The sequence below is a fragment of the Jiulongibacter sediminis genome (genome assembly GCF_001306455.1).
Lineage (GTDB): Bacteria > Bacteroidota > Bacteroidia > Cytophagales > Spirosomataceae > Jiulongibacter > Jiulongibacter sediminis.
On sequence record NZ_LGTQ01000005.1, the window covers coordinates 583,259 to 595,880 of the forward strand.

Annotated in this window: 8 protein-coding genes and 1 tRNA gene; 6 read left to right on the forward strand and 3 right to left on the reverse strand. The window is 38.3% G+C overall.

Annotation, left to right across the window (positions count from 1 at the left end):
• Nucleotides 1-2: 2 nt before the first annotated feature.
• The gene (gene purK, locus AFM12_RS02610; protein WP_055143714.1) at nt 3-1,148 is read right to left on the reverse strand and encodes a 5-(carboxyamino)imidazole ribonucleotide synthase; all 1,146 of its coding nucleotides are present in this window, start codon (nt 1,146-1,148) and stop codon (nt 3-5) included.
• 80 nt (nt 1,149-1,228) lie between these two features.
• Between purK and AFM12_RS02615 the strand changes: the two genes are divergently transcribed.
• From AFM12_RS02615 to AFM12_RS02640, 6 genes are all read left to right on the forward strand, one after another.
• Entirely contained in the window at nt 1,229-4,045 is a 2,817-nt protein-coding gene (locus AFM12_RS02615) for a PD-(D/E)XK nuclease family protein (protein WP_055143715.1), read from the forward strand.
• Between the two features lie 10 nt (nt 4,046-4,055).
• Nucleotides 4,056-5,144 (forward strand): DUF2891 domain-containing protein, encoded by a 1,089-nt coding sequence (locus AFM12_RS02620; RefSeq protein ID WP_055145085.1) that lies wholly within the window; start codon nt 4,056-4,058, stop codon nt 5,142-5,144.
• A 435-nt stretch (nt 5,145-5,579) separates the two neighbouring features.
• Nucleotides 5,580-7,967 (forward strand): ATP-binding protein, encoded by a 2,388-nt coding sequence (locus AFM12_RS02625; protein ID WP_055143716.1) that lies wholly within the window; start codon nt 5,580-5,582, stop codon nt 7,965-7,967.
• A gap of 7 nt (nt 7,968-7,974) precedes the next feature.
• On the forward strand, nt 7,975-8,604 hold the full coding sequence (locus AFM12_RS02630) for a hypothetical protein (RefSeq protein WP_055143717.1): 630 nt from the start codon (nt 7,975-7,977) through the stop codon (nt 8,602-8,604).
• Nucleotides 8,604-9,218 (forward strand): HNH endonuclease, encoded by a 615-nt coding sequence (locus tag AFM12_RS02635; RefSeq protein ID WP_055143718.1) that lies wholly within the window; start codon nt 8,604-8,606, stop codon nt 9,216-9,218. Before AFM12_RS02630 ends, AFM12_RS02635 begins: the two co-directional genes overlap by 1 nt.
• Entirely contained in the window at nt 9,211-11,040 is a 1,830-nt protein-coding gene (locus AFM12_RS02640; protein ID WP_055143719.1) for an Eco57I restriction-modification methylase domain-containing protein, read from the forward strand. The genes AFM12_RS02635 and AFM12_RS02640 overlap by 8 nt, the downstream gene beginning before the upstream one ends.
• A 43-nt stretch (nt 11,041-11,083) precedes the next feature.
• On the opposite strand, the gene AFM12_RS02645 is transcribed toward AFM12_RS02640, so the two are convergent.
• The gene (locus AFM12_RS02645) at nt 11,084-12,310 is read right to left on the reverse strand and encodes a phage integrase SAM-like domain-containing protein (protein ID WP_055143720.1); all 1,227 of its coding nucleotides are present in this window, start codon (nt 12,308-12,310) and stop codon (nt 11,084-11,086) included.
• 180 nt (nt 12,311-12,490) lie between these two features.
• A tRNA-Ser gene (locus tag AFM12_RS02650) sits at nt 12,491-12,575 on the reverse strand.
• Nucleotides 12,576-12,622: the final 47 nt, after the last annotated feature.

The following is a 12,622-nucleotide window of genomic DNA, read 5'->3' on the forward strand; positions in this document are numbered from 1 at the left end:
TTTTATGCGTTTTTGCTCGTTACTTTGAGCGTCTGTTTTACAAAATTCACTTTTTCTTTCAACTTATCAAAATCGGCATCCACGACTGTAATATGCCCCATTTTGCGAAATGGTTTGGTGATAGCTTTACCGTATAAAAACGGATGAACGCCAGGCAAACCAAGTACATCTTCCATACCTTCATAATTGGCCGGACCGGTGTGGCCTTCCTCCCCTAATAGGTTAACCATCGCCGATGGTCCCACTGCAGAAGTGTCCCCGAGAGGTAAATCAAGAATAGCCCTTAAGTGTTGTTCAAATTGAGAAACCAAATTGGCCTTTAATGTATGATGACCGCTGTTATGTGGTCTTGGAGCCACTTCATTGATCAAAATCTCTCCATTTTTTGTCAAAAACATTTCAACCGCCAATAGTCCTACAATTCCGAAACACTCTGCGGTTTGTTTCGCCAGAGATGTCGCCTTTTGAGTAAGTTCTTCATTGATTTTTGCAGGTGCAAAAAGGTATTCAACCAAATTGGCCTCAGGATGAAAAACCATTTCTACCACCGGGAAGGTCGTAATTTCTCCGCTCTCAGACCGGGCTACCACCACAGCAAGTTCCTTTTCAAAATCGACCATTTGTTCAACCAGAGAAGGTTCTTCAAAGGCCTTTTGAAAGTCGTCATTCGTTCTGATTAATTGAACACCTCTGCCATCATAACCACCTTCACCAAGTTTATTGACAAAAGGAAGCTCAAAACTTGATTTTTGAACCGCATCTTTATTGTCAGTTAACTCAAAACCGGCTGTGGGTAACTGATTATCCGCATAAAATTGCTTTTGAATCCTTTTATCCTTGATTTTTCGAAGAATTGCCGGTTGAGGAAAAACCTTCTTCCCTTGTTTTTCGAGGTCTTCCAGAGCCTCAAGGTTTACATTTTCAATTTCAATGGTTATCACATCACAATCTTCAGCAAATGACATGACCGTCTTATAATCTTTGAAATCACCGTTGACAAACTCATGAGCAATGAATTTACAAGGTGCAGATGGGTCAGGATCTATGGCTTTAATATAGATATCAAAATCAATCGCAGCCTGAATTAACATTCGGCCTAGCTGGCCGCCTCCTAATATTCCTAACTTTTTTTCTGTGCTGTATGCCATAACTGAATATTTGGCTGCAAAAATAGGAAGCCACCAATAAAACGTCTTATTATTGTTGAAATACTTCGCCCGGAAACTGAATGAATAGCTTCTTAAAAACGACTGCACAGCAAATTTTTGATCAGCATACTATTAAGGAGTTGAAAGACCTTTGTGTAGTGTTGCCGAGTAGAAGAGCAACATTTTTCTTTAAAAAAGAACTGTCTGAGTTTTCTGAAACACCCTTTGTTTCTCCGCATGTTTATTCCATTGACGATTTTGTGACCGAGCTTTCAGGTTTACAAATCGCTGATCAGGTGACGCTGACCTTTGATCTATTCGAGCTCTATAAGAAGCATGATGAAAGCATCAGTTTTGAAGAGTTTATCACCTGGGGGAGTACAGTGTTAAAGGATTTTGACCTGATTGATCAGTATTTGGTTCCTGATGTGAAGGCCTTATTTAATTATATGAGTGAAGCCGAAGCACTTAGTCGCTGGGAGCCCGACAGCAGCCGGCCTATTGAGGCTACAGCAAATACTCGTTCTTATTTTCGTCTTTACGAAATTCTGGGTAAGGTGTATTATGAGTTCCGGCAGCATCTTCAAAACCAGAAAAGTGCCTATAGAGGTATGGCTTACAGACTCTTAGCCGAAGATTTCGAGCAAATAGACATCGATGACGTAGAGTTCTCTCATTTCTATTTTGTGGGTTTAAACGCTCTCAGTAAATCAGAAGAACAAATTATCAGTCGACTGGTCAAATCTAAAAAAGCGACCTGCTTTTGGGACACCGATCAATGGTTTATGAACTCAACTCATCAGGCAGGTGATGTTCTGAGGAGATACAGGAATAGTCAGGTTTTCGGCAAATGGAATGAACCGGCTGACCTTTTAAGAACCGCTGAACGTGAGGTTAATATTTTCGATAGTCCTTTTGAGACTTTACAATCAAAGCTCGGAAGTCAGTTTTTAGGCTCTGAGTCAACGGTTTTCGTCGTTCCCGATGAAAATTTGATACAGCCTTTGCTCTTTTCCATGGGGCAGGATGTCGCAGATTATAATATCACGATGGGGCTCGGGATGGGCCAATCAAAGATTGCGGTATTAATGAACGATCACCTTGCAATGCATACTGAGGGTGCCTACCTCTCTGCTGACGGGGTGAAGTTTAATCATCGATACCTGCTTAAACTTTTAAATAATCCATTGGTAAAGGCTTACGAACAGATCGTTTATCCGATTGAGAAGCCTTATCAGAGCCTTTCTAATTTCATCATTGAGAAAAACAAGGTCTTTATTACGGGTGACGAGGTAACTAAAAAATTAGCTTCAGATAAGCTATTTGACTTATTCTGTAGAGCTTGGAAAGGGAAAGCACAGAATATCGTCGTATTGCAGCAAAAGGTTCTTGAACTGCTTCAGGATCAATTAATCCAGGAGTTAGATGTGATGGAAAAGGGGTTCTTTATGCTCTATTTTTCTGTTTTAAACAGACTGGTCGATGAAATTAAAAAACATTCTGAGTTTAACACCGATGCCTTAAAGGCACTTTTGAAAGAACTTTTGAAGCAACATCGCGTACCATTTACCGGCGAACCTGTCGCTCCTTTACAAATCATGAGTTTGCTGGAGACTAGATGTCTTGATTTTGAACACGTTGTGTTATTTTCATTCAATGAAGGTGTAGTCCCCTCTTCTCAAAAGAATAACTCGCTCATACCTTTTGAAGCCTGTAAAGAGTATGGTATTCCGGTTTTTTCTGATCAGGATAGTATCATGGCCTACCACTTTTACAGACTCATGATGCGGGCAAAAAAAGTGGATATTATCTATACTTCTGGAGGAACATCGGGTGTAGGTGGGGGTAAGGAGAAAAGCCGGTTTGTGCTGCAGCTTTTGCATAAACTTGCTCCTGAAAATCCAAAAATGAAGGTATCTGAATCCAAGGTGGATTTTGTAAAAGATGATATTGATGAGAATACCGAGATTATTATTGAGAAAGATCAGGAACTCGTTCAAAAGATAACCGAATATCTTACAAAAAGAGGAATATCGGCATCTGCTCTGAGTACTTACTATGATTGTAGTCTACGCTTTTACTACTCTAAAATTCTTGGTTTAAGTGAACTTGATGAAGTTGAGGAAACTTTCGGAAATGATGTTTTCGGTAATTGGATTCATTACAGCATTGAGAAAATTGCAAAGGAAGTTATTCTGGAGAAAAACCTGATTACCGATGGACTTAAGCCCAAGGTGCTCGCCGCTATTCCTCGTGTACTAGATTCAGTATTTAATGAGCATTTTGCTGGTTATAGTGCAGATAGAGGAATAAATGTAGTTTATCGGGTTATGGCTAATCAGCTTTTGAAAACGTATTATGAGAAAGTGCTTTTCGAAGGCAATGATAACCTGATTGTTGCGTCTGAACTTAAAATTAAGGCCCCTCAGCAGCACGAAAAACTGAGCTATAGTTTAACCGGTAATATTGATAGCGTGGAGTTTGAAAATGGTGTTTTAAAGCTTATTGATTTCAAAACCGGTACTGTAAAAAACGCCGAACTCAATTTTTCGTCAAAAGAAACCTTTAATGAAGCCTTCAAAAGTGCCTCAAAAGGGAAATTCAGGCAGATGTCTATCTACAAATATTTAGCATATCATGAGCTTCAGAAAAGTGGGAAACTTAACGGATTTAGTCTTAGCCCATCAACACCAATGGAAGCTGGGATGTATTCCTTCAGAGATTTGAGTGAATTCCATCAACAAAACCAGATCCCACTGGAAGACCTTAAAAGGGAGGTCGAAAAAGCTCTTTCCGATTTTGTGGACGAAATTACTGATTCCCAAATTCCATTTGCTCAAACGGATGACCTGAAAAAATGTGAATGGTGCCCATTTAAAGAGGTTTGTGGACGATAAAAACAACGGTATGAAACAGATATCTCTTTTCCTGATTTTAACCATTTTTCTTATTTCTTGTGAAAGCAAAGAGGAGTCAGATAACACTTTAAACAAGTCTGTTCAACTTGATCGGGAACTGGCAGAGAAGCTTGTTGAATTACCGCTGGCGTGTGTTCAGACGGAGTATCCGAACAGACTGGGACAAACTTTAGGGGCGGAAGATGATTTGGCAACTCCAAAACAACTCAGACCGGCCTTTTACGGCTGTTTTGACTGGCATTCAGCCGTTCATGGCCATTGGTCTTTGGTTAAATTACTAAGGCTTTACCCTGAACTTGAAAAGGCTGACCAAATCAAAGAAGTACTGGTTCAGCACCTTAGTTCTGATAATATCCAGACCGAGCTCGATTTTTTTATGACGGAGCACAATCGGAATTTTGAGAGAACGTACGGTTGGGCCTGGCTATTAAAACTTTCGCAGGAGTTGAAATTATGGGAAGACCCTTGGGGGCCCGAACTGGACCAAAATCTGGAACCCTTGACTCAGCACATTGAGAAAAGCTATCTTACTTTCTTGCCCAAACTTCAGTATCCCATTCGCACAGGTGACCACCCGAATTCGGCTTTCGGGTTAAGCTTTGCCTATGATTATGCCGTTTTTGCTGAGAATGATTCATTGAAATCAATGATCGAAAAGCGGGCAAAAGACTTCTTTTTATGCGATAAAGGTTGCCCAATGGAATGGGAGCCTTCCGGATACGACTTTCTTTCTCCATGCCTTGAAGAAGTTGGTTTGATGATCAGAGTTTTGCCCAAAGGAGAGTTTGATCAATGGTTAGGGAATTTCATGCCTGACATTTTGAATCCAAACTTTTCTCTGAAGCCAGGTAAAGTAGGGGATAGAGCCGACGGAACTTTGGTTCATCTGGACGGACTGAACTTCAGCCGGGCCTGGAATCTTTACTTATTAGCAGAACGGTATCCGGAAAAAGACCACCTTCAAAAACTAGCCGATGATCACATTAATTACTCTCTTGACCAGATAAGTGATGAGAATTATGAAGGGACGCATTGGCTGGGAACTTTCGCCCTCAAGGCTCTGGAGGGTGCGGATTAAGCATTTGAAACGAAAAAAGCTCCGATTTCTCGGAGCTTTCTATTTGCAGAGGGATAGCGATCCGAACCCCCAGACCTTTTTTAATTATATAGTTTTCGTGACACCCAAAAAAAGTTGATAATTTTTAGCCTTGAAACCTACAAAAAAGCAAGCATTACTTTTTGATTTGGAGTGAAAGAGTGAAGAGAAATTATAAAGGTTATAACCTCTAGTCAACTTAATATTTAATAAAATCAACTTATTCTTTCTGAAAATTAGTCTGAAGACCCGCAAAGAGGATAAAATGAAATATATTGTCGGCCAATCAATTTGAAAGAAGCAGGGAAATAATTGGATAAAATATTCAAGACCTTTTCCAAATTGAGAGTAAATACTCGTCTATTTTCAATTAGTGAAATACTACTTTAGAATAATGGTGCTCAAATTAAAATATTTATGACGAAAGTTTCCTTCAGCGTTTCTGCCAGAACTGCCAAACTAATTGGGCAAGAGAACTTTGCATCAGCCGAGGGGGCGATTGTTGAGTTGGTTAAAAATGGATATGACGCCGATGCTAAGAACTGTATAATAATCTTTCAAAATCATGACAGCTTTTCTAAGCATCCAGTTCTTTACATCATTGATAACGGTGTGGGAATGACCAGAAAAGTAATTCAGGATCACTGGATGAAGATTGGAACAGATGATAAACTTCAAAACTACCTATCGGCCGATGGTCGTGTAAAAACCGGGGCCAAAGGTATTGGAAGGTTTGCATTAGATAGACTTGGGCAGGAGTCAGAAATGAAAACTATTTCCAAAGAAGAGCCAATTGAGAAGTCGATTTGGAAAGTCAAATGGAGCGATTTCGAACAAGTAGGCGTGGCCATTCATCAAGTAAAGGCCGATTTGGACCCAAGTGATGAACTAGACATTAAAGATGAGTTAAAAGCACAGTTTCAAGGATTTAAAGAAATTATAAATGTTCTGGACAAAACAAAATTTGATTCGGGAACTGTACTCAAAATATCCCCACTAAAGGATGACTGGAATGTTGAGTCTATAAAGAGTCTCTTCAATAATTTGGAGGTTTTAATTCCACCTAAGGAGCAGCCAGAATTTGCTGTACATCTGTTTTCAACCAACCAACTAGACGATTTTGGAGAAGTCAATAGTGCATATTATGATGATTTTGACTACAAAATTACAGCTAAGTACATGGCAGATGATAAAAACACGGTATCAGTTGAAATTACAAGGAATGAGCTAGATGTAAAAAGACTCGAAGAGAATTTTGGTGAAGTTTTTGAGTTTGACCAAATGAAGGAATTTCCATACCGACTTGAGGACTTCAAAAAAGAGAATTTGACAATAAGTCGTCCTCTACTCAAATTGCCTGGTTTTTCGAAAGTAGACCCAGAATTACTTAAACAGATTGGCAAATTTGATTTCACATTTTACTTCCTGAAAAAGTCGCTTGTGAAAAAGGATTTAGTAAGATATCCGTATAAGAGTATGTCTCAGGCAAACCGAAAGGCTTGGCTTGAGAAATTTGGAGGAGTTAAGATTTTTAGAGATGATTTTAGGGTTAGGCCATATGGAGAAGATGGACAAGATTGGCTTGACCTTGGTAAAAGAGAGTCACGAAGTCCAGGGGGACCAGGTCAAAAAATGGGTGGCTATCGAATAGGACCAGATCAAATTTCAGGAACTGTTTCTATTTCCAGAATTGCCAATGCAAGTTTTCAAGACAAATCCGGTCGTGAGGGTATCCAGGAAAATGAAGCTTTTAATCTATTCAAGAATATTATTGTCGAGATCATTGCAATTTTCGAGCGGGATCGTAATGTTGTGATGTTTAATCTCAATGAACTTGAAAAGGCAAAAAACAAGGTTGAGGGGGATAAGCAAAAGGCAAAAGAAGAAGCTGAAAAAATATTAAGCCAAGGAGAAAATGTGGAATCCGACGGTTCAGAAGATGGGCAGGATGATTCTACCCCAGATGATTCGGACCCTACGGAGCGAGAAAGGCTCTTTGCTCGTAACACAAAAGTCCTTGAACAAGAAATAGAAGAAAAGGATGAGGAGATAAGGTTTTTGAGAGGGTTAGCAAGTGTAGGTCTGATAATTTCATCTTTTGCTCATGAACTGAAAAGCTTGAGAACAAGATTATCTCCTAGAACTGATTTTCTAGCTGGTGAGCTAAAAAAGTATATCTCCAAGGAAGATTTAAACGATGTCAATAAGCAAGAGAATCCTTTCTTCATGTTACAATTGATGAAAGAAGAGGACTTGAAACTCAAGCACTGGCTCGATTATTCCCTTAGTACATTGAAAAGGGATAAGAGAACCAGAACAAATGTGAATATTGGTGAGTACTTCGAAAAATTTGAAGCAATTTGGAGCAATGCCTTGAAACAGCGAAAAGTTCAGATTGTAAGAAAAGGTAGCAAAGACTCTGCGAATGTCATTAAGGCTTTTGAGGTTGATCTTGATGCCATTTTTCATAATCTTTTATCCAACTCCCTGACGGCTCTAAAAGAGAGAAAAGGAGACTATAAAAAACAAGTAACAATTGAATGGAAGGTTGTTGATGATTACATTGAAATTTTGTTCAACGACAATGGTGTCGGTCTGGCTGAGGAATATCAAGCAGAACCAAATCGAATATTTGAGTACAACGAATCTTCAAAGCGAAATAATAAAGGAGATAAAATTGGAACTGGAATGGGTCTGTATATTGTCAATCTGGTTATTGACGATTATAACAAAGCAAAGCTCCAGCTAATGCCCGCTGAAGAGGGCTTTACAATTAAAATAAATTTGCCAAAACGAAAGAAATAAAATCGTCATGCTTAGGGTAGGATATATTGATGAAGATGAAGGACAAAGGAATTCTTTCCATCACTTGTTCAAAGATGAATTTGAAGTAATTCTTTTTGAAATAACCGAGGAGACCAATGCAGAAAATTTGGTTGATGAGGTATTGAAGTCGGCTATTGATGTTTTAGTTCTCGATTTCAGATTGGACGAAAATGGTCTGGTTGATTTCAATGCGGATAAACTAGTTGAGGGAATTCAAGCCATAAATTTGTTTTATCCTCTGGTAGTTCTTACTTCTCATGAAGTAGATGCCCTTGATCATCTGGAAAATGCACATCTAGTCAATGGTAAAGATGACATGCTGGACTCGAAAATTGACATTTTTAAGCAAAAGCTCAGAAGTATAGCCTTGGATAATAAGAGAAAGATTGAAAGTGCTGAGGCAGAGTTAAAGAAATTGGAAGAGAAAAGAATAAATGGAGGCTTTGATTCAAAAGAAGAAGATAGATATGTTGAACTGAGCAGCTTTCTGGATCAAACTATTTCTGCAAAAGGAAGAGTATCGAGGAGCTTCTATTCTGAACATACAAACAAGAAGCTAGATGACTTGATTGGCCTGGCGGAACAGATGTTAAACAAAATGCCAGATCAGGAGTAATGCATCCATTTAGAGAAAAAACACCCTTAAGAAGACCTGATAGAGCTAAATGTGAGCATTATAGCTCATACCTGAAGACACTCCGTGAAGACTTTACCCAAAGGTGTGGGTATTGCAATGACTTAGATAATTATCGAATTAGAAGTTTTACCATAGATCACTTTGTTCCACAAAAGCCTATAGGATTTAAGACCACTATTGCTCCGAATTACTACTATAACCTTGTCTATGCATGCAGGTATTGTAATACCTCTAAAACTAACAAATGGCCGACCAATGACGAGAAGGTTCACAATGATGGCTCTAGAGGCTTTATTGACCCTGTTAAGCAAGAATATACTGATCTGTATAAAAGAACAAAATCAGGTAGAATTGTACCTGTAGATGACAAGAACGCGTTGGCTCATGATATCATAGCTGAGTTGAAGCTATGGCAGCCAATTCATGAACGGATGTGGAAATTCGAAAAGATTGACCGACTGATTGAGCAAATTGAACTGAGATTGAGCAAGGTAAAAGACCAGGCCGCTAAGGAAGTAGCAGAGGCTATTCATTACAAGCTCCTTAAGAGCTGGAGGGAGATTCAAAAAGGAATCTTTGTTGACAATGATTAATGATCTATTCTCATATCTCAAGTTTTATTCAAAAAAAACTTTAGAAGTCGATAAACTTCTTGTTTCTGCCTTTTTGTACACCAATGAATTGACTGATAGAGCTAACGGCTTTCTTCAGGACTATCTCATTCACCCTGAAGAACCGGATTTTCAAGACCTATCGGATTTCATGGCAATTCACAGTCTTGTAGATCTTGAGGAATTAGTAGCACTATTTGAGTTTGTTATTTCACCTGCCGAAAAGATCGTTTCGGGTGCAGTTTATACTCCCAAAAACATAAGAAACTACATCTTAGATAAGTGTTTGAATGATCTGGATGATTTAAATTCTGTAATGATCTGTGACCCTGCATGTGGATGTTCAGGTTTTTTGTTTTCTGCTGCAAGAATCATCAAGCATGAAACCAAAAGAGCATACTATCAAATATTTGCAGAGAATCTATTCGGTTTGGATATTCAAGAATATGCAATCACACGCTCAAAAATTTTATTGAACCTTTTGGCAATTAGTGAAGGGGAGATAAATACAGAGTTTCAATTCAATCTTTTTACTGGGAATTCATTAAGCTTTCATTGGGCTGAGCATATAGAGGGCTTTGACGGTTTTACGACAATTGTAGGGAATCCACCTTATGTATGTTCGAGAAACATAGACGACGAATCAAAACGATTGATTTTTGATTGGGAGGTTAGTTCTTCAGGTCACCCTGATCTTTATATTCCATTTTTTCAAATTGGTTATGAAAACCTCAAACCTGATGGCAAACTTGGCTTTATTACCATGAATACCTTCTTTAAAAGCGTTAATGGTAGGGCTTTAAGACAATATTTTGAAGATAAATCTATTTTGTTGCAGATTCTTGATTTTGGAAGTAATCAGATTTTTCAAAGTAAATCAACATATACTTGTATTTGTATTATTCAAAAAGCTGAATCCAATGAAATTAAATTTGCAACCGGTGATAAAAACTTTTTGGATAAAAAAATTCTCTTCCATTCGATTCCATATACTAAACTAAACCATAGAAATGGTTGGAACCTTCGACATCATGATCTATTGAGCCAGATTGAAAATACTGGTCAGCCATTTGGGGAGTTATACTCTACACGAAATGGGATTGCAACACTTAAAAATCATATTTATATTTTCACTGAAATTAAAGAAGATAGAGATTACTACTACCTAGAGAATGGGGCTGTATACCCGATAGAAAAGGAAATTTGTAAAGACATTATTAATCCGAATAAATTCACTAAAGCAACCTCAATAGATCAATTAACTGAGAAAGTTATTTTCCCATATAGTTTTGATGATTCTGGCCATGCAAGATTGATTTCCGAGCATAAAATGAAAGAAGAATATCCAAAGGCCTATGAGTATCTCAAGTCGAAAAAAGAGTTATTGGCAAGTAGAGATAAGGGTAATGGGAAATATGAAAACTGGTACGCCTATGGAAGAAATCAATCCTTAGAGAAATATAAGTTTAAAATGTTTTTTCCTCATATAACTCCACATATTCCCAATTATACCATCAGTACGGATGAAAACTTGCTTTTTTATAATGGTATTGCAGTGGTGTCTGAGAAAGAGCAAGAGCTAAATTTTCTCAAGAAACTCATGAGTTCGGACTTATTCTGGTTTTATGTTATTCATTCGAGCAAACCTTATGGATCAGGTTACTTCTCGCTAAGTAGAAACTATATCAAGGGTTTTGGTGTGGCGGAATTTAGTGAAGAAGAAAAGTCCGATATTGCCCACTTGGAGCAACCCGTGGTTAACGAATTAATCAATAGGAAATATGGTATTGATCCTTATGTTTGATTTTGAATACTTATTTTTTCTTTCCCAAAATGAACATTTAAACTTATGCAGCTTTATTTAATGTAGTCTTTTCGATTAAAGAAAATACTTTCTGAAGCTCATGGTGATTTACTCTAGTATTCAAATAATGTTTCAAATAAGCCGTTGACTTCAAGCCCAAGGCAAAAGCTATCTGATCGTCATTAAGGCCGTAAATCGCCCTCAAGGTTTCAGCAAAAGTTTTCCGTCCTACCTTGGTAGTAATTTCTTTGTCAATACCACATCTTGAAGCCAAGTCTTTTAAATGGCTATTCAAACTTTGATGGGCATATCTTGGCAAGTTCTGAAGGCCCCCGTATTTGTCAATTATTCTCAAAACACGATTGGTAAGCATTATACTATGAGGCACCAAAGTCTTCTGTCTGGCCATATCTACCCAGGAATTTCCGTATTGATCGAGATAGACAATACTCGATTTTACAATCCTGTCATAATCTCCAATGTGTTGTCCGATGTCACATAATACAAGCAAAATATCTCTAACCTTATCTAAGCGACCTATTAACGCCTGATGTTCGATTGTAGAAACTTCATCAGGAGTTAAGAAAAGAGTTTCGGGTAAGCCTTCCCGATGGCGTAATATATCTTTTGTTTGAACTTTCATCTGCCATCCATCAGAGAGGTAAAAAGTCGAATCCACAATTTCCCGTAAGATTTGCCTATGTTTATTCGCAGTAGTCTCTTTGAAATGGTAATTATACTTGAGTGCTTTAATGAAGTTGTTACAGAAATCGAGATCAATTACTGTGACCGGGGTATTGGCTGGATTCAATTTCAAATCATTCAGATAAGCCAGAAGATTCCTTTCATATTGTCGGTATCGACTAGCCGAGACCTTAGAAATTGTAAGGCCAATTTTTGATTCCCTCCGTTCGTGAACTTTTATCAAGACTTCGGAAATAGTATTAACCCGAATTTCCTTTGTCTGAAATAAAGCATCAATACCATCCTGGTACTTTTTGACAATAATTTCAGGACTCAAGGGCAGTTTGTTGGATTTCAAATGATGGAAAACACGAAGAAGGTCAGCCCTAATTTGGGACAAGCTTGTATTGATTTCAATGTTTACCGGACTTGAGTGGTCCAGGTATTGTTTAGAAGAAATCCATTGGTCAGGGTGAATAATGTGACCCGTGGCAAAGTTCTTTTGCTCGTTGTTGTGGTGAACTCTACCGATAATGGATTTGTAAGGATTGTTTCTTGTAGGCCGAAGCCAGAAGGAAATTTTCATTGTACTGATATTGAATAAATTGAGATTAGTTAAGCGTTGAATTGCAACACTTGTGCCAACTGGTCGCACACCAAAATACCCGTGCGACCATTCTTGACGTATACGAGTATTAAGTACAGTAAAGGCAGAAGAAAAAAAGGGCTCCAAAATGGAGCCCTTTACTCTATATTATAGTTTTCGCAGAGGGAGAGGGATTCGAACCCCCGGACCTTTGACAGTCAACGGTTTTCAAGACCGCCGCATTCGACCACTCTGCCATCCCTCTAATCGAATGAGGATGCAAATGTATTTTGATAGATTTGATTTGTCAAG